Genomic DNA, 21,232 nt, shown 5'->3' on the forward strand with positions numbered 1-21,232 from the left:
CCGCCTCCTCCGCCCCCTTCAAGCGCATCCCCTACCTGGAGGCCATGGAGACCTACGGCTCCGACAAGCCCGACCTGCGCATCGACCTGACCGCTCAGGACGCCACCGAGGCCCTGGGTTCCTGCGGCTTCGGCCCCTTCGAGGGCAACACCGTCAAGGCCGTCAAGGTCACCGGCTTCTCCGCCACCCGCAAGCAGATTGACAAGCTGTGCGCCGACGTGGAGGTCCAGTCCGGCGGCAAGGTCTACTGGTTCCGCTACGACGAGAACGGTGAGATTGTGGGCGGCATCGCCAAGTTTGTCCAGCCCATCAAGGACGCCGTGGTGGCCGCTCTGGGCCTGGAGAAGGGCACCTTCGTGGGCCTGACCGCCGGCAAGAAGCTCTCCGCTCAGAAGACCGCCGGTGTGCTCATCAAGATGCTGGCCCCCCTGTGCCCCGACCACTTCCACAAGGAGACCTATGAGTTCTGCTGGATCGTGGACTTCCCCATGTACGAGATTGGCGAGGAGAGCGGCGAGCTGGAGTTCTGCCACAACCCCTTCTCCATGCCCAACGGCGGCCTGGAGATTCTGAAGAAGGCCGCCGCCGGTGAGGTGGACCCCCTGTCCATCACCGCCTACCAGTACGACCTGGTGTGCAACGGCGTGGAGCTCAGCTCCGGCGCCGTCCGGAACCACGACCCCGAGATCATGATCGAGGCCTTCCAGCTGGTGCGGCTGGGCGAGGAGGACGTGAAGAGCAAGTTCCCCGCCATGTACAACGCCTTCACCTACGGCGCGCCCCCTCACGCCGGCATCGCCCCCGGCGTGGACCGCATGGTCATGCTGCTGGCCGGCGAGGACTCCATCCGTGAGATCATCCCCTTCCCCATGAACAAGAACGCCCAGGACCTGATGATGAACGCCCCGTCCTTTGTAACCCAGAAGCAGCTGGACGAGCTGAACATTGTCTGCACCAAAAAAGAGGAAGAGACTGCCGAATCATAAGCCTTCCCCCCGCACAGAGCAATTCCCTGCCATAGAAAGAAAAAGGAGTGACGGTTTCATGTCCCAACTGCCCGGTTTTATCGGCCTTACCGGAGTCAAAAACGCCCGTGAGCTGGGCGGCATCCCCGCCGCCGGGGGAAAGGCGGTGCGGAAGGGCCTGCTGCTGCGCACCGGCGCCCTGTGGCAGGCCACGGAGGAGGACCGCCGTATCCTGGCCCAGGACTACCGTCTGGCCTGGGTGGCCGACTTCCGTACCCTGAAGGAGGTCACCGCACATCCTGATCCGGCCTTCCGGGGCGCGTCCTTCTACCACCTGCTGGTGCTGGACGAAAACGGCGGCGGCATGAGCCAGGCAGCCCGGTCGGTGGCCGAGCATGGCCGCAGCGACTTCAACGCCCTGCTGCTGGCCATGGTCCGGGCGGGCACCTTCAGCAGCCGGTCCTACTGCGAGCTGTTCTTTACCGCCTGGGGTCTGGAGGCCTACCGGGCCTTCCTGGATCTGGCCCTGAAAAACGACGGAGAGCACGCCCTCCTCTTCCACTGCACCGCCGGAAAGGACCGCACCGGCATCGGCGCGGCTCTGATTCTCTCCGCCCTGGGGGCGGACCGGGATGCGATTATGAAGGACTTTCTTCTCACCAACCGGTATCTGGCCCACGAGATTGCCCAGATGGAGGAGTATGTGCGGCAGCACTGTCCCCGCGAGGCCGAAGCCCTTCTGCCGGCCGTCCGGGCTACCGCCGGCGTGGACCGGCAGAACCTGGAGCTGCTGCTGGAGGAAATCGACCAGCGGTTTGGCTCCATGGACGCCTTTCTCACCGGACCCATGGGCTTTAACAGCCGAAAGCTGGAGCGCCTGCGGTCCATCTATCTGGAGTAAATTTCATATGATATGGCCTTCCCCCGGCAGGATTCTCCCGCCGGGGGAAGTTCTTTTTAAAATGTTTATTTTTTCCCCGGCGCTGTTCACAAAATGTTCCCATTTTTTTCAGACTGATTTCAGCCTAACTGGGTATCATATACCTGTCAACAGAGAACTTCCCTCTCTCTTGACTCTTCCCAAGCCCGGACGGAGCCTTGAGCAAGTTCCGTCAATCGGGCCGCGTTTCTTCTTTCCTTCTTTCCCGGCAAAAAGCCGGCCTGTCAGACAGGCCGGCTTTTTGCCGGGCTTTTTGTCCTGTCCGGGGCCGCCTTGCGGGTTTGGGCCGGTTCTGTTATACTGGAGAAAACCTTTTTGGAGATGACGCCATGGGATCCACCCCTCTCTACGATGCCCTCCGGGCCTTTGCCGCCCAGGACCCCCTGCGGATGCACATGCCCGGCCACAAGGGCCGCTCCATGCCCGCCCCGGAGTTCACTCCCCTGGCGGCCATGGACTTTACCGAGCTGCCCCCCACCGGCGACCTCTTTGCCGGGGACGGCCCAATCCGGGAGGCGGAAAACCTGTGGCGGGACACCCTCAACATGGGGGAGTGCCTGTTCCTCACCGGCGGCTCCACCCAGGGCATGCTGACCGCCCTCACCCTCACCTGCCGCCCCGGGGACAGCGTGCTGCTGGACCGTGGGTGTCACCGGTCGGTGTACAACGCCCTGGCCCTGCTGGACCTGCACCCCGTCTTTCTGCCCCGGCCCTGGCTGGCGGAGGCGGGCGTCACCGGCCCCGTTCAGCCCGGCGACGTGGAAAAATGGCTGGATTCCCGGCCGGAAATCAAGACTGTCTGTATTACCTCGCCAACATATTACGGTGTGTTGTCGGATTTGCCCGCTCTGGCCCACATCATCCATTCCCGGGGTGGAAAGCTGGTCGTGGACGCCGCCCACGGCGCCCACCTGCCCTTCCTGGGGTACACGGGCATGGAGGACGTGGACATCGCCGTGGTGTCCGCCCACAAAACACTCCCCGCCCTGGGCCAGACCGCCCTGCTGCTGTCGGGGAAAAGCAGCGGCTTTGCCCACGGCGACCTGCGCGCCGCCGCGTCCCTGTACGGCAGTTCCAGCCCCTCCTATGTGCTCATGGCCAGCCTGGACCTGGCCCGGGCCTGGATGGAGGGCGAGGGCAAAGCAGCCTATGAGGAGGCCGCGGCACAGACGGCGGCGCTCCGGCAGCGCTTCCCTTCCCTGACGCCGGACATGGCGCCCCTGGACCCCACCCGCTTCGTGCTGCGCACCGGGGACGGCTTCGCCGTCCAGGAGGCTCTGGAGGAGCTGGGGGTGTGGCCTGAGATGGCGGACGCGGGCCACGTGGTGTTCATCCCCACCTGCGCCGACGGCCCGGAGGACTTTGCCCGGCTCTCTGACGCCATTTCCCGGGTGAACCCGCCGCCGCTGGAGGACAAGCCCTTCCCGCCGCCCCCTCCCCTGCCCCGACTGGTGCGCTCCCCCAGGGAGGCCCGGTTCGCCCCAGGCGAGACCGTGCCCTTTGCCGCCGCCGAGGGCCGGATATCCGCCGGGCAGATTGCCCCTTACCCGCCGGGTGTGCCCGTGGTGGCTCCCGGCGAGGAAATCGGGAAAAAACATCTCGCATATTTGTCGGAGATAGGTTATAATATGGAAAAAGAGGGCTGCCGGGTGCTCTGCCTGTAAGTGTGTGGCAGGCAGGCCCGCCCTCTCTCTCATTGTTCCTTCAGGAGGGATTACCATGAAACTGATTCTTGCCATTATCAACCGGGACGACGCCAACGCCGTCACTCAGGCCCTGACCAAAAAGGGCTTCTCCTCCACCAAGCTGTCCACCACCGGCGGCTTCCTCATGGCGGGCAACGTGACCATCCTGGTGGGCGTGGACGAGGAGAAGGTCCAGGCCGTGATTGATATCATCAAGGAGCACTCCCACAGCCGCAAGGAGCTGATCCCCACCACCACCGAGATGAGCTACGGGTACTACCCCTCCATGCCGGTGGAGGTGCTGGTTGGCGGCGCCACCATCTTCGTGGTGGATATTGAGCGGTTCGAGCGCGTCTGATGAACCTGAGCCTTCTGGCGGGCAACGCCGCCCTCAAGGGGCAGCTGGAGGCCCAGACCGCCCGCCGGGGCCTGTCCCACGCGTACATTCTCAGCGGCCCGGCCGGGGCTGGCAAGCGTACGCTGGCCCGGGTCCTGGCCGCTGCCTTTGTATGCCGTGGGCAGGGGGACAAGCCCTGCCTGTCCTGCCCCGACTGCCGCAAGGCCATGGGGGGCATCCACCCGGACATCTCCGTCATCGGGGACGACGGCAAGGACATCAGCGTGGCCCAGGTGCGCGCACTCCGCTCTGACGCCTACATCCGCCCCAACGAGGCCGGGCGCAAGGTGTACATCCTGGAAAACGCCCAGACCATGAACGCCAGCGCCCAGAATGCCATGCTCAAGCTGCTGGAGGAGGGGCCGCCCTACGCCGCCTTCCTCCTCCTCACCGACAACGCCGCCGCCCTGCTCCAGACCGTCCGGTCCCGGTGCGAGGTGGTGACACTGTCGCCGGTGACCGAGGCGGAGGCCGAGGAGTGGCTCTCCCGCAGGTACCCGGACAAGCCCCGGGAGGCCATCGCAGGGGCCGCCCGGCGGTGCGAGGGCCTGCTGGGCCGGGCCGTGGCCGAGCTGGAGGGCGCCGGCGGCGGGGAGAGCCTGGCCCGTACCGCCGCGCCTGAGCTGATTGCCCGGCTGTCCGCCGGGAACGAGCTGGCATTGATGGAGTTTTGCGTCTCCCTGGAGAAGTGGGACCGGGACAGCCTGGCCGACCTCTTCTCTGAGGGGATTCTTCTGCTGCGCCACGCCCTGGTGCTCCGCACCGGCGGAGACTGCGGCGAGGCCGACCCCGACCGCCGGGCCGCCGCCGCCGGGGCCGCCCAGGCCCTGTCCCCCAGGGCCCTGCTCTCCGCCGTGGAGGTGCTGGAGAAGCTGCGGGCCTCCTGCGCCTTTAACGTGGGCGCCGGGCATCTGGCCGGCTGGCTGTGCGCCGCGCTTGCCCGCGTCGCCGCAAGCTGCGCATCGTCCGCCCAAACATAAATTTGCTCCGCCGGGCTTCGGCGGGGGTTCTGAGAGAGCACTGACTTTCCCGAAAGGGACGTCTTATTCTGAACGTGCGCCCAGGTGGGCGCTGGAGGTACCTATGACCGAAATCATCAGCGTCCGCTTCAAAAGCGGAGGCAAGGAGTACTACTTCGACCCCAGAGGCACCCAGGTCCGGGCCGGACAGGGCGTCATTGTCGAGACCTCCCGGGGCATTGAGTACGGCGAGTGCGCCAGGGGCAACACCATGGTGGAGGACGAGGCCGTGGTGGCCCCCCTCCGCCCCCTGGTGCGCATCGCCACCGAGCGAGACCTGGAAATTGTGTCCCGCAACCGGGAGAAGGAAAAGAAGGCCTTCCAAATCTGCCAGGAAAAAATCGCCGCCCACGGGCTGGACATGAAGCTGGTGGAGGTGGAGTACAACTTCGAGGGAAACAAGATCCTCTTCTTCTTCACCAGCGAGGGCCGTGTGGACTTCCGGGCCCTGGTAAAGGACCTGGCCGGCATCTTCCACACCCGCATTGAGCTGCGGCAGATCGGCGTCCGGGACGAGGCCAAAATGCTGGGCGGCCTGGGCATCTGCGGCCGTCCCTTCTGCTGTGCCTCCTTCCTGGACGACTTTCAGCCCGTGTCCATCAAGATGGCCAAAACCCAGAGCCTGTCCCTCAACCCCACCAAAATCTCGGGTACCTGCGGGCGGCTCATGTGCTGCCTGAAGTACGAGCAGGACGCCTACGAGGACGCGGTGAAGCGGATGCCCAAGAACGAGAGCTTTGTGGAGACGCCCGAGGGCGTGGGCACTGTGTCCCAGGTAAACCTGCTGCGGGAGACGGTGAAGGTGCGCCTGGACGACGCGCCCGAGTCTCCCCGCTGCTTCCACAACTGCGAAATCTGCGTGGTGCGCAACGGCAAGGGCAAGCGGCCGGAGGGGTATGTGGCCCCGCCGCCGGAGGAGCTGGCCAAGCTGCGCAAGGTGACCCCGCCCCCCGAGGACCCGGAGGAGAAGCTGCGCAGCAGCCTGGGCACCGCTCTCACCGGGCTGGGGCTCACCGCCTCTGTGCGTACTGAGGGCGAGCAGCAGCAGGCCGAGGCAAAGCCCGGCCGGAGCCGCAGCCGCAGCCGGAACCGGGGCGGCGAGAAGGCCGAGCAGGCGCCCCGCCAGGCCCAGGAGGGCAAGCCCCAGAAAAAGCAGGAGAACAAGCCCCGTCCCGAGCAGAAGAAGGCCGAGCCCAAGGCCCAGCAGGAGGGCAAGCCCCGCCAGGAGCAGAAGAAGCAGGAGAAGCGCGGGGACAAGCCCCAGCAGAAGCCCAAGGGGGACAAGCCCCGCCAGGAGCGCCCTCCCCAGCAGGCCCAGCAGCAGCCCAAGGTCAAGCCCGAGGCTGTGAACGCCGAGGGGGCTGCCGAGGGCGGCGAGAAGAAGTCCACCCGCCACCGCCACCGCCGTCACCGGCCCCGGGCCAAGGGCGAGGGCGGAGCGGCTCCCACCGCGCCCCAGGAATAAGCATCAAATGCAAAAATGAACGCGGCGTCTCAGCGCGAGACGCCGCGTTTTCTGTTTGCTTTTATCCTGTCCTACACCAGGCCATACTTTTGGCACACCGCCCGGTACGCCTCCCCTTCCCAGTCGCCCCCACAGTCACTCAGGGCCCGCAGCAGCTCCGCCAGGGTGTCCAGGTCCGCCCCGCTCAGGGGCAGCTCCAGAGGGGTAATCTTCATCCTCTCCTGGGCGTCCGCGGAGGAGTAGGCCCCGGTCCAGGCGTATACCCCGATGCGGTCGGTGAGGGTGTGGAGATTGCCCGAGTTGGGGTCCCGGTCAAAGGTCTGGAGGGAGAGGAGAAACTCCGTCTCCCCCCGCCTCACGCACACCCACATCCAGCCCCGCAGGTCGTAGGGCGGCGCCAGACGGCTGCCCGAGGTGTACCGCCTGATACCGGCCCTGCCGGGGCGGGGCCCGGTGTCAAAGTCGGGCAGGGCCTTGAAATAGGCGGCGATTTTGTCCCGCTCCTGCTGCCGCGCCAGGTGGTATCCCTCCCGCAGGGCGGAGAAATCCGCCCCGTGGTCTGTGTTCTTCAAGGTCCTCTCCCCTTTCCAAAGTATCCCGGCCTCAGAATACCACGCGCCCGGCGGTCAGACAATCCCCTTCACGGAAAAAGCGCCGGAGACCATCAGATCTCCGGCGCTTTGCAATCGCGGCGTGGTTTTTACTGCCCCCGGTGCTCGCCCCGGCTGTAAGCCACCACAGTGCGGCGGTTGGGCTCGGTGCCGGTGGAGTAGGTGGTCACATCGGGGTAGTCCTGAAGGGCGGTATGGATGACGTGGCGCTCATAGGCGTTCATGGGCTCCAGCGTCACGTTCCGGCGGTACTTGACCACCTTGCCCGCCACCTTCCGGGCCAGACGGGTCAGGCTCTCCTCCCGCTTGGCCCGGTAGCCCTCGGCATCCACGTGGACCCGGACCCGGTGGGACTGGCCGTGGTTCACGGCGTAATTGGTCAGCTGCTGGATGGCGTCCAGAGTCTCGCCCCGGCGGCCGATAAGGCTGCCCAGGTGCTCGCCCAGCAGCTCCACCTCATAGGTGTTCTCCTCTCCCAGGGCGATGGAGGGGACCGCATCGGACCCCATATGGGCCAGCAGGCCGGTGAGAAATGCGTGGATGCGCCGGGCGCGCTCGTCATCCCCCACAGGGGCGGAGGCGGGCTTGTCCGCCGCAGGGGCGGCCTCGGGCGCGGGGGCGGGGGCCTCCTTCTTCACCGGGGCGGCCTTGGGGGCCTCCTCCACGGGGGCGGGCTCCTCCGCCGCGGGCTCCTCGTCGGGAGCCTCATAGGTCACCTTCACCTTGGCCGGGGAGGCGCCGATGCCCAGGAAGCCGGTCTTGGCCCGCTCCAGCACCTCTACGGATACGTCGTCCCGGTCCATTCCCAGCTTCTGAAGGGCGGCCTCAATGGCGGCCTCTTCGCTGCGGCCGGTGCTCTCAATATACTTCAGCATGGGCTGTTTTCTCTCCTTCTTGAGGAAAAGTGTCAGGACTGCTTTCCGTCCTCACCGGAAGCGTCATAGTTGGGGGCGTCATAGCGGGGCGTCTCAAAGCCAGGGGCTTCGGTAACGGCGTTGCCGCTGCCGTCGGGCGTCCCGTCAGGGGCCTGGGCGGGCTCCGTGGCCTCTCCAGGCGCCCGAGCGGCCTGCTCCGCCTTCAGCTCATCCACAATCATCTGGTCGGCGGCCTCCTCCAGGGCGGCCTCCTCCCGGCGGTCAGACTTGTGCTCCAGCTTCTTGTCCGCGGCATTCTCCGCCGGGGCGGCGTTCAGGTCCCGGTAGGGCGTGGGGCCGTCGGGGCTGAAGCGGTAGGGGTCGTAGGCCCGGCCCCGGGCGTAGGCCCGGATGCCCACCCGGCTGGCCTCCCGGACAGAGGCGGGAATTTTGGCCTCGTCCGGGTCCTTTACCTTGGGGCCCTTTTTCTTGCCCTTGTTGTTCTTGGCCTCCTCGATGCGGCGGGCGCGCTCGGCCCGCTCCTCCTCGCGGCGGCGCTTTTCCTCTTCCTTCTCCTCGGCCTCCCGGCGGGCGGCCTCCACGGCTGCCTTCTCATAGTCCTTCTTCAGGAGCTTGCCGGCCAGGAATTCCTGGAGCATGGACAGCACGTTCTGGCTGATCCAGTACACAGCCAGGCCCGCAGGCATGGCAAAGCCAATCCACAGGGACATAAGGGGGGAGATGATGAGCATGGTCTTGTTGGTGGAGTTGGCGGCGGCGTTCTGGCTCTGCCGGTTAATGGCGTTGGTCTTCATGGTGATGAAGGAGAAGATCAGGCCGGAGAGGGCGGACACGATGGGCAGCAGGAACAGGCCGATGTGGGCCCAGTCCACGCTGCTCCAGGTCCAGAACTGCCACTGGGGCATCTGGGCCAGGTCGATGCCCAGGAAGTTGAAGTTGATGACCCGGGCGCCCTCGGCCACGGCCTGGACGGCGCTGATGTTGTCCGGGGTGATGAGGGACGCCAGGTACAGCTGATTGTAACCCACGTTGGTGAAGTCGGCAGCCTGGGTAATCCAGCCCTTGGCCACCGCCTCAGTGCTCCAGTTGACCACCTGGGCCACCTCGGAGATGACGTCGGGGGTCAGGTTCATCAGATAGGTCAGGGGCTGGCGGATAATGGCGTACAGGGGCCACAGGATCACCAGGGGCAGCAGGCTCCACAGGCAGCCGCCCATGGGGTTGACCTTTTCCTTCTCGTAGAGCTTCTGAACCTCCAGGTTATACTTGTCCCGGTTATTGCCGTACATTTTCTGGAGCTTCTGCATCTGGCCGTTGAGCATGTTCATCTGGATCATGGACCGCTTGGCCTTGATGGACAGGGGGAACAAAATGACCTTGACCAGCACGGCGAAGAGAATCAGGGCCACGCCGTAGTTGTCAAAGAGCTCATAGAAGAGCATCAGGACCCATACAAAGGGGGTCAGGAGAAGCTGAATTCCTTGCATTAAATGGCCTCCAAAGTAAAATTTCGGGGCTGAAGCGGGGGCTCTCACCCGTCAGGGGACCAAAAGGGCGGCCCGGAGCCTTATGGAACCGGGTCGTACTCAATGGACTTCTGCCGGTGAAAGGGGTGGCACCGCAGCAGCCGCCGCAGGGCCAGCAGCCCGCCCTTGACCGCGCCGTACCTCTCCACCGCCTCCAGAGCGTACTCCGAGCAGGTGGGGATGAACCGGCAGCAGGGGGGCCGCATGGGGGAGATGCTGCGCCGGTAGAACCGGATGAGATGCAGCAGCACCCTCTTCATGTCCCGCTCCCGTCCAGAAGGCCCAGCTTGTCCGCCGTGCGGAGGAACTGCCGCTGCAGCTCGGCGTACCGGCTGTGGCAGGCTCTTACCCGGGCCACCACCACAATGTCGTACCCCGGGCGGATTTTGTCCTCGTTGGTGCGGTAAATCTCCCGCAGCCGGCGGCGGACCCGGTTGCGCACCACCGCCTTGCCCAGCTTGGTGCCGGTGGTGAAGCCCAGCCGGTTGTAGCCCAGCCGGTTTTTCCGGCAGTACACCGCCATGCAGGGGTTCACGGCGCTCTTTCCCTTGGCGTAGAGCCGCCGGAATTCATGATTGAGTTTGAGAGAGACCGTGTGATCCATGCTGCGCCTTCCTTTTAAGAAACGGGTTTTGGGGAGGGGCCTCCCCCTCCCCTGCCGGGAAACCAGGAAAACAGGGCCGCTTTGTCCGTATGCTACGCAGGGGCGGAAGGATTAAGCTCCTCCGCCCCTCAAAAAAGCCCTATTTTCTTGTGTGCCTTCACCTTAGTGGGTGAGGCGGGCGCGGCCCTTCGCACGGCGGCGGGCCAGGACCTTGCGGCCGTTGGCGGTACGCATACGCTTGCGGAATCCGTGCTCCTTGGAACGCTGACGCTTCTTGGGCTGATAGGTACGAACCATCGTGTTACACCTCCTGTTCGTTTAAAAAGCGGCCGAAGCCGCCCTCCACAACGGCCGGAATTTTGTCCGGCCGCGGTCGTCAATTGGCATGCCTTTACACCCAAAAACCGGGTATAATAGTGCACTGGCTATTATAACCGAAAACAAAATCCCCTGTCAACTACTATTTTTGGAAGAAAATCAGAAAAAAATTTCTCTATGCCTATTTTTCTGATGGGTGTATCAAAAAATGCCACAAATCCCTTCGTTCTTTATAGATGTGTAGGCGCAAAAAACATTGCTAGGGAGGTATTTTTTTGGTATACTCAAAGAGACGCATTTTTTTGCAAAAGGGGGTTTCACCCGTGAATTCACCGGCCGATATATGGGCCAAGGTTCTCTCCCTCATGGAAGCGGACATGACCGCCACGGCGATCAACACCTGGTTTGACGACTGCACCGCCGTGGCCCTGGAGGAGGACCGCTTCGTCATCCACTCGCCCACCAACTTCAAGCGGGACATTATCCGCAAACGCTATGTCCCCGTCATCCAGAAGGCCCTTCACGAGCTCTTCGCCGCCGACTTCCAGGTGGAGGTCCTGGGCGAGGGGGAGCTGGACCACTTCACCGAGGCCGCCAAGCCTGTGGACAGCACCTTCCTCCCCGGCACGGAGGACTACACCTTTGAGCGGTTCGTGGTGGGCTCCTCCAACAAATTCGCCCACGCAGCCGCCCTGTCCGTGGCCGAAAACCCGGGCAAGAGCTACAACCCGCTGTTCATCTACGGCGAGTCCGGCCTGGGCAAGACTCACCTGCTCTACGCCATCGCCCACAAGATCCACGCCACCCGCCCCGACTTCCGGGTGGTGTACATCAAGGGCGACGCCTTCACCAACGAGCTGATCCAGGCCATCCGGGAGGGCAGCAACCAGGAGTTCCGGGAGAAATTCCGCTCCGCCGACGTGTTTCTCATGGACGACGTGCAGTTCATCGCCGGCCGGGAGAGCTCCCAGGAGGAGATGTTCCACACCTTCAACACCCTCTACGAGGCGGGGCGCCAGATCGTCTTTACCGCCGACCGCCCCCCCAAGGAGATGCTGCGGCTGGACGACCGGCTGAAAACCCGGTTCGAGTGGGGCCTGCCCGTGGACATCAAGCCCCCCGACTACGAGACGAGAGTGGCCATCATCAAAAACAAGGCCATCCGCCGGGGCATGAACCTGCCCGAGCCGGTGCTCAAATACATCGCCGAGAACATCACCTCCAACGTGCGGCAGATTGAGGGCACCGTCAACAAGATTCTGGCCTTCCAGGAGCTGATGGGCGAGAGCGTGGACGTGGACACCGTCACCCGGGCCGTGCGGGACATGTTCAAGGAGAAGGCCGAGTTCCTGCCCTCCGCCGACGTCATCATCGAAGAGGTCTGCAAATTCTACAACATCGACAACGACGCCCTCCGGGGCCAGGGCCGCACCAAGGACACCGCTCTCGCCCGGCAGATGGCCATGTACCTCATCCGGCGCATGACCTCCCTGTCCCTGAAGGAGATCGGCAAGGAGTTTGAGGGCCGGGACCACACCACGGTCATGCACTCTATCGAGCGCATTGAAAACCTGATGAAGTCCAACCCGGAGATTGCCGAGATCATCAAGGACCTGAACGCCAACATCAACGCCCGGTACGAATAAGCCGCCCCTCTTTCCGCTGTGCAGACCCACAGCAAATCGGCCCTTTGCCTGTTTTCCTGGTGCGCTCCCGGCGCATGCAGCCCGGCAGGAAAAAGAGCCGGGCTTGCCGCACCCTTTGATGCAGGATTTCCTGCACCAATCTGATTACAGCGGGCAATCAATTTTATCAACATTCTGTGGACATGTGGAAAAGCCAAATGTGGACAACTCTGTTCCCTCCCCCTTTCTGTGGAAACCGGTCTTTTTTCTCCACACCCCCTGTGGACGGCCAAACCGCTCCCGCTCTAAGGCTTCCAGTCTTTTTCCACATCCACATTCCCTACTACGGTTACTACGAATCTATATAGCCTCTCCTCTCCTGATCCGCCGCGGGAGAGGAGAGACGGAAACGGAGGTCCTGTTCCATGAAATTCACCTGTGAGAAGGCCCTGCTTCAGGCTGCCATCTCGTCCTCCAGCCGGGCCGTCTCCCCCAAGAGCTCCATCCCCGCCCTGGAGGGCATTCTCCTGGAGGCGGGCAGCGAGCTGCGCCTTACCGGCTATAACCTGGAGACCGGCATCCGCACCATTGTCCCCGCCGACATCCAGGAAAAGGGCTCCCTGGTGCTCTCCGCCCGCCTTTTCAGTGATATTATCCGCAAGATGCCCGACGACACCGTTCTCTTTACCGCTGAGAACTACATGGTCAACATCAAGTGCGGCATGAGCGAGTTCAACATCCTGGGCACCGACCCGGAGGAGTTCCCCGAGCTGCCCACCGTGGAGTACCAGAACTCCTTTGTCATCACTCAGGAGCGGCTCAAGGCCATGATCGGCCAGACCCTCTTTGCCGTCAGCGACAACGAGAGCCGCCCCATCCATACCGGCTCCCTCTTTGAGGTGGACGACAACGGCCTGACCATTGTGTCGGTGGACGGCTACCGGCTGGCCCTGCGCCACGAGCCCATCGACAAGAAGGAGGGGGAGGCCTCCTTCTCCTTCGTGGTGCCCGGCGCGGCCCTGAGCGAGGTGGAGAAAATCTGCGCCCAGGTGGACGAGCCCGCCTCGGTCACCCAGGGCGCCCGCCACGTCATGTTCAAGGTGGGGGACACCATGCTGGTGACCCGGCGGCTGGAGGGCGAGTTCCTGGCCTACCGCCAGGCCGTGCCCCGCAACAACCCCATCCACATTGAGGGCGACACCCGGGCCCTGCTGGCCTCCATCGACCGCGTCTCCCTCATCATCAGCGATAAGCTCAAGAGCCCCCTGCGCTGCATCTTTGAGGAGAACCTGCTGAAAATCTCCACCAAGACCGCCATCGGCGACGCCCGGGACGAGTGCCCTGTGTCCGGCGACGGCAAGGGCCTGGAGATCGGCTTCAACAACAAGTACCTGATGGACGCCCTCAAGGCCGCCCCCGCCGACCGGGTGCGGCTGGAGCTGTCCACCGGCGTGTCCCCCTGCGTCATTCTGCCCGACGACGGGGGCGACAGCTTCCTCTACATGGTGCTGCCCGTCCGGCTGAAGGCGGGGGAATAACCGTGGAACCCATCAAAATCAAGCCCTACCTGCGCAAGGTCCAGTTCTATGAGACCGACGGCATGGGCATCGTCCACCACGCCAACTACATCTACTGGATGGAGGAGGCCCGCACCGATTTGATGGACCAGCTGGGCTGGGGGTACGACAGGGCGGTGGAGGCGGGCATCGACTTCGCCCTCACCGAGGTTAACTGCAAGTACCGGTCCATGACCCCCTTCGGGGAGACGGTGGCCATTGCCGTCACCGTCTCCAGGCTCACCCCCGCCCGGGTGGACCTGCACTACGATATCACCAGCGCCGCCGACGGCACCCTCCGGGCAGAGGGGGAGAGCAGGCACTTTTTCTACGACCGGGCCAAAAAAGCCCCGGTGGCGCTGAAAAAGGCGCTGCCCCAGGTGTACGAGCGCCTGGCCGCCCTGCTGGTCCGGCCGGAAGAGAGGAAAAACAATGGAAAAGCATGAAGTGAAGATTACCACCGAGTTCATCAAGCTGGAGGGACTGCTCAAGTTCTCCGGCGTGGCCGAGACCGGCGGTGAGGCCAAGAACATCATCCAGGCCGGCGACGTGTCCGTCAACGGTGAGGTGTGCACCATGCGGGGCAAGAAGGTCCGTCCCGGCGACGTGGTCACCCTGCCCGGCCTGGAGCTGACCGTGGTATGATAGTAAAGTCCATTACCCTGGACTTTTTCCGCAACTACCCCCACCTGGAGACTACCTTTTCCCCTGACGTCAACGTTATCTGCGGGGAGAACGCCCAGGGCAAGACCAACCTGCTGGAGGCCATCGGTTACCTGTCCACCGCCTCCAGCCGCCGGGCCCGGTACGACCGGGAGCTGATTCAGTTCGGCGTGGACCACGCCTTTGTGAAGGCGGAGGTCTTTTCCCGGGAAAGGGACTTCACCCTGGAGGCCAGGCTGGGCCGGAGCGTCCGGCGGCAGCTGCTGTCCAACGGCGTGAAGCTGAAAACCGCCGGGGAGCTGGCGGGGGTGCTGAACACCGTGTTCTTCTGCCCGGAGGATTTGATGCTCATCCGGGAGGGGGCGGCGGAGCGCCGCCGGTTCCTGGACGAGTGCATCTGCCAGCTGCGGCCCCGGTACGCCGCAGCCCTGGCTGAGTACCGCCGCCTCCACGAGCAGAAGACCCGTATCCTGCGGGACTGGGAGGAGAAGCCCTCCCTGCTGGACACCCTGGACGACTTCAACCTGAGAATGGCCCAGACCGGCGCCATCCTCATCCACTACCGGGCCCACTTTGTCCGCCGCCTGCGGGAGACCGCGCCGGCCATCCACCGGGAGTTTTCCGGCGGCCGGGAGGAGCTGGGGCTGAAATACGAGACGGTGAGCACGGTGACCGACCCGGAAGGGGGCGTGAAGGACATTCTGTCCGCCCTCATCGCCCACCAGGAGAGCCACCGGCGGGCGGAGCTGGAATCCCGTCAGTGCCTGTCCGGGCCGCATAAGGACGATTTGACCGTGGAGCTGGGGGGCGTGGCCGCCCGGCAGTTTGCCTCCCAGGGGCAGACCCGTACAGCGGCATTGTCCCTCAAGCTGGCTGCCCGTGAGATTTTTTACGGCGACACCGGCGAGTGGCCCGTGCTGCTGCTGGACGACGTGCTCTCTGAGCTGGACCAGCGGCGGCAGAGCTTCGTGCTCAACCGCATCAAGGGCGGACAGGTGTTCATCACCTGCTGCGAGGACGAAAAGCTGGAGCATCTGGAGGGCGGCAAGGTGCTGCGCATCCATAACGGCGCGCTGGTGTGAGCAGAACCTGAAACACGGCGCAAAGACTGTGTGCGGCATTGAGAAAGGTCATTGAATTGAAACTACTCACAAGTCTGGGAAGGTAACGCTGCCCGGGCAGAAGAGAAACGGCACGCAGGGCACTGAACCGGCAAGCAACTACTTTCAAATAAGGCGGCTGCTTGAACCCCACCGCCGCAAGCCGCATCTCCGAAGGGGGTACCAGGGGGAAACGGGCGCGTTTGGCCCTGAAAGGGCCTTTCCGCGCCTGTTGCCCCATGGCGGCTTTTGGGTACTTTTCGCCGGAGAAAAGTCCCCCGCCGGAGGCCGTTCTCCTGCAAGCTATGTGCCCGCTGAAAGCCTTCCCCTCAGGGAAAGGCTTTGAAAACCCAACAAAAGGAGGGGTCCGGTATGTTTCATCTGCTTCTGGTGGCTCCGGTGCTGGCGGTGTACGGCGCTGCGGCCATCTTTGTGCTGTCCCTCCCCTTCTGGGTGGGCGGCCTGCTCCAGCTGGCTCTCACCGTATTCTGCCGGAAAAAGCCGGTATACGCCATCCCGGCGGTGCTGGGCGTGGCTGGGGTGATTGCCTCTGCCGTGAAGCTGGTTCCCTCCGTGGGCGTCGGCCCGGTGGCGGTGTACTGGCTGCTGTATTTCGTGGAGCTGCTGCTGATTTTCCTGGTGGTCTACAACATCAAACGTGCCGTTTTGGGCCTGATAGCCAAGAAAAAGGCAAGTACAGACGCCAAAAACGGCGGATAAGGGAGCGCTATGCCCATTTTAATTCTGTTCTGCCTGCTGCCGCTGGCCCTGGGGGCGGCGGCGGAGTACGCGGCGTACCGCTTTGCCCGGCGGAAGCTGTGGCGGTGGGCGCCGCCCATTGTGTGCCTGGCGGTGACGCTGGCGGTGCTGGCTGCCCGGTTCTTCGGCTGGTCGGACACCGGCGGCGCCCCCATTGAGACCCTGCTCTTTGTGCCCGGCCTGCCGGCGGTGATGGCATTTCTGGGGCTGTATCTTGGCCGGCGGCTGTACAGGCGTCTGTGGGACCCCAGAGTCATTGACGACGGCAGCAAAGGAGGTTAAAGCCGTGTATCTGCATTTGGGACAGTCGGTGGTGGTACCCTACCGGGACGTCATCGGCCTGTTTGACCTGGACAACGCCTCCTCCTCCCACCTGACCCGGAAATTCCTGGAGCGTGCGGAGAAGGAGGGCAGAGTGGTTTCGGTTGGCGACGACATCCCCAAGTCCTTTGTGGTCTGCGGGGACAGGAAGCGTGGACAGACCGTCTACCTCTCCCAGATGGCCACCGCCACCCTGCTGCGCCGGGCGGAGAACAACAGCTTTGAGTGACAGAGGGGAAGATTTCCCCGCAGCTCAGGGAAAGGAGCGAACATCATGGCATTGGAAGCTATTACCTATCTGTGGAAGGACCGGAAGCGGATTCTGGGCCTGCCCATCACCTTTACCAGGTACCGGCTCAGTGAGGACCGGATTTTCCGGGAGACCGGCCTGCTGAACCTGAAGGAGGAGGAGGTACTCCTCTACCGTGTGCGGGATTTGGAGCTGAAGCGGTCCCTGTTTCAGCGGATTTTCGGCGTGGGCACCGTGTGCGTCCACTCCTCGGACAAGACCACCCCGCACCTGGACCTGCTGAACATCAAGAACCCCAGGGAGGTCAAGGAGCTGCTTCACCGGCAGGTGGAGGAGATGAAGCTGTCCCGCCGGATGCGCACCACCGAGCTGCTGGGCGGCGAAGAGGGCCAGGAGGGCGCGGACCCGGACGGCTTTATGGACGAGGACGATGACAGCCTGGAGTAACCCTCCGGCAGAGCCTCAAGAGAAAGAGATGGAGGCAGATACATGAAGCGGCTCTATTTGGCCCTTTTTCTTGGAATGACTCTGGTGCTGAGCGCCTGCGGCGCAGGAAATCAGGCCGCCCCAGGCGGCCAGAGCAGCCCCACGCCCTCCCCTACGGCGGAGCTGTCCGAGGAGTCCGTACCCGCTGCCGCCCAGCCGGCGGAAAACCAGGCCCAGAAGGTGGCCCAGACCGACAGCGCGGATTACACCATTGAGCGTCAGGACCGGTCGGTGGCCAACAAGGACGGCTCCACGGCCCTGTCCTGGTATTACGACCTGGTGCAGCTCACCGGGGACACGCCGGAGATTCAGGCCATCAACGACAGCCTGAACAGCCACTGTGACGAGTTTTTCGCCGACAACAGCGGGAATCTCCCCCTGGAGAAGCAGCCTGACGACCTGTGGCTCAACACCATGGAAGCCGCCGTCACCCAGAACGGGGACGGGCTGCTGAGCGTGAATATGACCCGGACCTGGTACATGGGCGGCACGGCCAACACTGACTGCCTGGGCTATACCTACGACCTGGCCACCGGCGAGGAGCTGGGTCTGGCCGGCCTGACCGGCCAGGACCCGGAAGCCCTGGCCACCACTCTGCGGGAGATTGTGAAGGCCTACATGGCCGGCCAGCCGGAGGCGGGCTGGTGGGAGGACGCGGCGGACACGGTGGACAGCCGCAGCCTGGAGGATATGATTTTCTGGGTGGACGGCGGGGAGATTGTGCTGTGCTTCTCCACCTATGACCTGACCATTGGGGCCTATGGGCCGGTCATTATCCCCACCGGGGTGATGGCGAGGGGCTGATTTGCGGCCTGCGCCCAAATAGTTTATATCGAATCCAACAGCAGCTGCGTGTGGCGCGTGGGAGCGGACAAGGCCCGTTTCCAGGCGCCACACCCAGCGCGTAAGAACAAGCGGAGGTTATTATGTCTGACGAGTTAGAACTGGAACAGAGCGCCACTCAGGTGGACCACGAGTACGGCGGCAGCGAGATTCAGGTGCTGGAGGGGCTGGAGGCCGTGCGCAAGCGGCCCGGCATGTATATCGGCTCCACCTCCTCCTCGGGATTGCACCATCTGGTGTACGAAATCGTGGACAACTCCATCGACGAGGCCCTGGCCGGTTACTGTACCGACATCACAGTGACCATCAACCCCGGCGACACCATCACGGTCACCGACAACGGCCGGGGCATCCCCGTGGATATCCAGCCCCAGACCGGCCGGCCCGCCCTGGAGGTGGTCTACACCATCCTTCACGCCGGCGGCAAGTTCGGCGGCGGGGGCTATAAGGTGTCCGGCGGCCTCCACGGCGTGGGCGCCAGCGTGGTCAACGCCCTGAGCGAGTGGCTGGAGGTCCAGGTCCACAAAAACGGGCAGATCTACGAGATGAAGTTTGCCCGGGGCAAGATTACCCAGGAAATGAAGGTGGTGGGCAAGACCGACCACACCGGCACCACCGTCACCTTCAAGCCCGACCCGGAGATGTTTGAGGACACGGTCTACGACTACGAGACCCTTCACACCCGCATGCGGGAGGAGGCCTTTCTCAACGCCGGCCTGAAGATTGTCATCCAGGACCGCCGCCCCGGCATGGAGCAGGAGGACACCATGCACTATGAGGGCGGCATCCGGGAGTTTGTCACCTTCATCAACCGGAACAAGACCCCCATCCACGACGGCGTCATCTACATGTCCGGCATGAAGGACGACTCCATCGCGGAGATTGCCATGCAGTACACCGACACCTACAACGAGATTCTGGTGTCCTTTGCCAACAACGTCCACACCCCTGAGGGCGGCATGCACGAGGAGGGCTTTAAGCGGGCCCTGACCAACGTGCTCAACGCCTACGGCAAGAAGATGAAAATTCTCAAGGACGAGGACAAGGTGTCCGGCGAGGACTGCCGGGAGGGCCTGACGGCGGTCATCTCGGTGAAGCTGACCGAGGCCCAGTTTGAGGGCCAGACCAAGGCCAAGCTGGGCAACGCCCACATCCGCACCCTGGTCAACAATATTGTCAGCGAGAAGCTGGAGGAGTTTTTGGAGGAGAACCCGGCGGTGGGCAAGGCCATCCTGGACAAGGCCCTCACCGCCTCCCGGGCCCGTGAGGCCGCCCGGAAGGCCAGGGAGTCGGTGCGGCGCAAGACTGCCCTGGGCGGCGCCGCCATGCCCGACAAGCTGCGGGACTGCAACGAGGTCAACCCCGAGCTCACCGAGCTCTACATCGTGGAGGGCGACTCCGCAGGCGGCTCGGCCACCCAGGGCCGGGACTCCCGGTTCCAGGCCATCCTCCCCCTGTGGGGCAAGATGCTCAACGTGGAGAAGGCCCGGGCCGACAAGGTCTACGGCAACGACAAGCTCCAGCCCGTCATCACCGCCCTGGGCGCCGGCATCGGCGACGAGTTCGACATCACCAAGCTGCGCTACCACAAGGTCATCATTATGGCCGATGCCGACGTGGACGGCGCCCACATCCGTACCCTGCTGCTCACCTTCTTCTTCCGCTTCATGCGGCCCCTCATCGAAAACGGCTATGTGTACTCCGCCGTACCGCCGCTGTACAAGCTGACCCGGGGCAAGACCACCCGGGTGGCCTTCTCCGATGAGGAGCGGGACCAGGTCTCCGCCGAGATGCGGGGGGACAACCCCAACGCCAAGGTGGACATCAGCCGCTTCAAGGGCCTGGGCGAGATGAACCCCCACGAGCTGTGGGAGACCACCATGGACCCGGAGAAGCGCACCCTCCGCCGCATTGAGCTGGACGACGCCGTGGCCGCAGACGCCACCTTCACCGTCCTCATGGGCGAGAAGGTGGAGCCCCGCAAGGAATTCATCGAGAAAAACGCCAAGTACGCGGTGAATCTGGACTATTAAGGAGGCTGAAATGATGAAAAAGCAGGTCCTTTGCGCGGCCCTGGGCCTGGCCCTGGCCCTCACGGCCTGCGCCGGGGAGCCCGGCGGACCGGGCGCATCCACCCCTGCGCCGGAGTCCGCCCCGGCCGTCTCTCCCACCCCTGCGCCGGAATCCGCCTCCCCCTCCCCCGCGGCGGAGGCGGGGGGCCTCATGCGGGTGAACGGCGGGTCCAGGGAGGCATTTGCCGCCGCCCTGGAGCGGTTGCTTCAGGAGCATATTCTGCCCGACGGGACGGACGTGGGCCTCCTGGAGGGGTACGACATGGCGGACAACCGGTTCGCCGTCTGCGATGTGGACGGGGACGGGGAGCGGGAGCTGATCCTGATCTATGAGAGCACCATAGTTGCCGGGATCCGGACCTTCGTCTACTCCTGGGACGGGGCCACCGGGGAGGTGGGCGTCCAGCTGGAGGCGCATACCAGCAATCCGGTCTTCTATGAGAGCGGGGCGGTCCAGTCGCCCGCCCTCCACAACCAGCAGCTGATCAGCAGGGATTTCTGGCCCTATACCCTCTACCGCTATGACAAGTATCTGGACGTCTATCTGGAGGTGGGCTCGGTGCACGCCTGGGGCCGGGAGGCGCTGGAGAACGGCTACCCGGAGGAGGCCGACAAGAGCGGCACCGGCTTTGTGTACTATATCGCGGCCAACGGAGGGGACAGCGACGAGCCCCTGGACGCCTCCGTCTACCAGGCGTGGCGCTACGTCTATGTGCGGGACAGCCAGGAGATTCAGCCGGAGTACCTGGCCCTGACCGAGGAGAACATCCAGAGTATTCTGGCGGGGTGAGCGCCCCCGCTCCAGACCCTTTGACAAAATATCGTGGGACATCCGTCCCATTACAACCTCTATGAGGAGGAAATAAATTCATGAGCAAGAAGCCCCAATACGACCCGGAGGAGATTCGCTACCCCAATCAGCACATTGAGGTGTCTCCCCTGGTGCCGGAGATGGAAAAATCCTATATTGAGTACGCCATGAGCGTTATCGTGGGCCGTGCCCTGCCCGACGTGCGGGACGGCCTGAAGCCGGTGCACCGCCGCATCCTGTACGCCATGTACGAGGACAACCTGACGGCGGACAAGCCCTTCAAGAAGTCGGCCACCTGCGTGGGCGACGTGCTGGGCCGGTACCACCCCCACGGCGACGCC

At 64.0% G+C, this 21,232-nt stretch carries 25 protein-coding genes; 19 read left to right on the forward strand and 6 right to left on the reverse strand.

The genetic code is table 11. The features are described 5' to 3' along the window. The 6 genes from Q0K06_RS10200 to ricT all read left to right on the forward strand — a co-directional run. The coding region (locus Q0K06_RS10200; RefSeq protein ID WP_294551920.1) for an amino acid--tRNA ligase-related protein at window positions 1–986 on the forward strand (986 nt) is incomplete at its 5' end. A 58-nt stretch (window positions 987–1,044) separates the two neighbouring features. Further along, complete coding sequence (locus Q0K06_RS10205; RefSeq protein ID WP_294551923.1) at window positions 1,045–1,866, forward strand: tyrosine-protein phosphatase; 822 nt, start codon at window positions 1,045–1,047, stop codon at window positions 1,864–1,866. A gap of 368 nt (window positions 1,867–2,234) precedes the next feature. After that, window positions 2,235–3,569, forward strand: a complete 1,335-nt coding sequence (locus Q0K06_RS10210) for an aminotransferase class V-fold PLP-dependent enzyme (protein ID WP_294551926.1) — start codon at window positions 2,235–2,237, stop codon at window positions 3,567–3,569. A gap of 55 nt (window positions 3,570–3,624) precedes the next feature. Next, window positions 3,625–3,948 carry a cyclic-di-AMP receptor gene (locus Q0K06_RS10215; protein ID WP_294551928.1) on the forward strand — a complete coding sequence of 108 codons (324 nt, stop codon included), beginning with the start codon at window positions 3,625–3,627 and terminating at the stop codon, window positions 3,946–3,948. Beyond that, a complete protein-coding gene (locus Q0K06_RS10220; protein ID WP_294551931.1) occupies window positions 3,948–4,967 on the forward strand; it encodes a DNA polymerase III subunit in 1,020 nt (339 codons plus the stop codon). The genes Q0K06_RS10215 and Q0K06_RS10220 overlap by 1 nt, the downstream gene beginning before the upstream one ends. 103 nt (window positions 4,968–5,070) lie before the next feature. After that, the gene (ricT, locus tag Q0K06_RS10225; RefSeq protein ID WP_294551934.1) at window positions 5,071–6,471 is read left to right on the forward strand and encodes a regulatory iron-sulfur-containing complex subunit RicT; all 1,401 of its coding nucleotides are present in this window, start codon (window positions 5,071–5,073) and stop codon (window positions 6,469–6,471) included. Window positions 6,472–6,542: 71 nt separating this feature from the next. Here ricT and Q0K06_RS10230 read toward each other — a convergent pair whose 3' ends face one another. From Q0K06_RS10230 to rpmH, 6 genes are all read right to left on the reverse strand, one after another. Beyond that, window positions 6,543–7,043, reverse strand: a complete 501-nt coding sequence (locus Q0K06_RS10230; protein ID WP_294551937.1) for a hypothetical protein — start codon at window positions 7,041–7,043, stop codon at window positions 6,543–6,545. A gap of 128 nt (window positions 7,044–7,171) precedes the next feature. Then, on the reverse strand, window positions 7,172–7,957 hold the full coding sequence (jag, locus tag Q0K06_RS10235; RefSeq protein ID WP_294551940.1) for an RNA-binding cell elongation regulator Jag/EloR: 786 nt from the start codon (window positions 7,955–7,957) through the stop codon (window positions 7,172–7,174). Between the two features lie 32 nt (window positions 7,958–7,989). Continuing rightward, window positions 7,990–9,444, reverse strand: coding sequence for a YidC/Oxa1 family membrane protein insertase (locus Q0K06_RS10240; protein WP_294551944.1), 1,455 nt, complete (start codon window positions 9,442–9,444; stop codon window positions 7,990–7,992). Between the two features lie 80 nt (window positions 9,445–9,524). After that, window positions 9,525–9,743, reverse strand: a complete 219-nt coding sequence (gene yidD / locus Q0K06_RS10245) for a membrane protein insertion efficiency factor YidD (RefSeq protein ID WP_294551946.1) — start codon at window positions 9,741–9,743, stop codon at window positions 9,525–9,527. Next, complete coding sequence (gene rnpA / locus Q0K06_RS10250; RefSeq protein WP_294551950.1) at window positions 9,740–10,087, reverse strand: ribonuclease P protein component; 348 nt, start codon at window positions 10,085–10,087, stop codon at window positions 9,740–9,742. The genes yidD and rnpA overlap by 4 nt, the downstream gene beginning before the upstream one ends. A gap of 162 nt (window positions 10,088–10,249) precedes the next feature. Then, window positions 10,250–10,384, reverse strand: a complete 135-nt coding sequence (gene rpmH, locus Q0K06_RS10255; RefSeq protein WP_006570963.1) for a 50S ribosomal protein L34 — start codon at window positions 10,382–10,384, stop codon at window positions 10,250–10,252. Window positions 10,385–10,728: 344 nt separating this feature from the next. Between rpmH and dnaA the strand changes: the two genes are divergently transcribed. The 13 genes from dnaA to Q0K06_RS10320 form a co-directional block, all read left to right on the forward strand. After that, window positions 10,729–12,051 carry a chromosomal replication initiator protein DnaA gene (gene dnaA / locus Q0K06_RS10260; protein WP_294551953.1) on the forward strand — a complete coding sequence of 441 codons (1,323 nt, stop codon included), beginning with the start codon at window positions 10,729–10,731 and terminating at the stop codon, window positions 12,049–12,051. Between the two features lie 404 nt (window positions 12,052–12,455). Then, complete coding sequence (gene dnaN, locus Q0K06_RS10265) at window positions 12,456–13,568, forward strand: DNA polymerase III subunit beta (protein WP_294551956.1); 1,113 nt, start codon at window positions 12,456–12,458, stop codon at window positions 13,566–13,568. A gap of 2 nt (window positions 13,569–13,570) precedes the next feature. Next, window positions 13,571–14,032, forward strand: coding sequence for an acyl-CoA thioesterase (locus tag Q0K06_RS10270; protein ID WP_294551959.1), 462 nt, complete (start codon window positions 13,571–13,573; stop codon window positions 14,030–14,032). After that, complete coding sequence (locus tag Q0K06_RS10275) at window positions 14,019–14,231, forward strand: RNA-binding S4 domain-containing protein (protein ID WP_294551961.1); 213 nt, start codon at window positions 14,019–14,021, stop codon at window positions 14,229–14,231. Before Q0K06_RS10270 ends, Q0K06_RS10275 begins: the two co-directional genes overlap by 14 nt. Further along, window positions 14,228–15,331: a DNA replication/repair protein RecF gene (recF, locus tag Q0K06_RS10280; protein ID WP_294551963.1), complete on the forward strand. Its 1,104-nt coding sequence runs from the start codon at window positions 14,228–14,230 to the stop codon at window positions 15,329–15,331. Before Q0K06_RS10275 ends, recF begins: the two co-directional genes overlap by 4 nt. Window positions 15,332–15,721: 390 nt before the next feature. Next, complete coding sequence (locus Q0K06_RS10285) at window positions 15,722–16,069, forward strand: hypothetical protein (RefSeq protein ID WP_294551966.1); 348 nt, start codon at window positions 15,722–15,724, stop codon at window positions 16,067–16,069. A gap of 9 nt (window positions 16,070–16,078) precedes the next feature. Continuing rightward, the gene (locus tag Q0K06_RS10290; RefSeq protein WP_294551969.1) at window positions 16,079–16,390 is read left to right on the forward strand and encodes a Tat pathway signal protein; all 312 of its coding nucleotides are present in this window, start codon (window positions 16,079–16,081) and stop codon (window positions 16,388–16,390) included. 4 nt (window positions 16,391–16,394) lie between these two features. Beyond that, entirely contained in the window at window positions 16,395–16,658 is a 264-nt protein-coding gene (remB, locus tag Q0K06_RS10295) for an extracellular matrix regulator RemB (protein WP_294551972.1), read from the forward strand. A 45-nt stretch (window positions 16,659–16,703) separates the two neighbouring features. Further along, entirely contained in the window at window positions 16,704–17,126 is a 423-nt protein-coding gene (locus tag Q0K06_RS10300) for a PH domain-containing protein (RefSeq protein ID WP_040646109.1), read from the forward strand. Window positions 17,127–17,168: 42 nt separating this feature from the next. After that, the gene (locus tag Q0K06_RS10305) at window positions 17,169–17,969 is read left to right on the forward strand and encodes a hypothetical protein (RefSeq protein ID WP_294551977.1); all 801 of its coding nucleotides are present in this window, start codon (window positions 17,169–17,171) and stop codon (window positions 17,967–17,969) included. Between the two features lie 122 nt (window positions 17,970–18,091). Beyond that, window positions 18,092–20,041 carry a DNA topoisomerase (ATP-hydrolyzing) subunit B gene (gene gyrB, locus Q0K06_RS10310; RefSeq protein ID WP_294551980.1) on the forward strand — a complete coding sequence of 650 codons (1,950 nt, stop codon included), beginning with the start codon at window positions 18,092–18,094 and terminating at the stop codon, window positions 20,039–20,041. A 13-nt stretch (window positions 20,042–20,054) separates the two neighbouring features. After that, a complete protein-coding gene (locus Q0K06_RS10315) occupies window positions 20,055–20,870 on the forward strand; it encodes a hypothetical protein (protein WP_294551984.1) in 816 nt (271 codons plus the stop codon). 161 nt (window positions 20,871–21,031) lie between these two features. Beyond that, window positions 21,032–21,232: DNA gyrase subunit A (locus Q0K06_RS10320; protein WP_294551987.1), on the forward strand; the 201-nt coding region annotated here is incomplete at its 3' end.

This window comes from uncultured Pseudoflavonifractor sp. (assembly GCF_944387805.1).
Lineage (GTDB): Bacteria > Bacillota > Clostridia > Oscillospirales > Oscillospiraceae > Pseudoflavonifractor.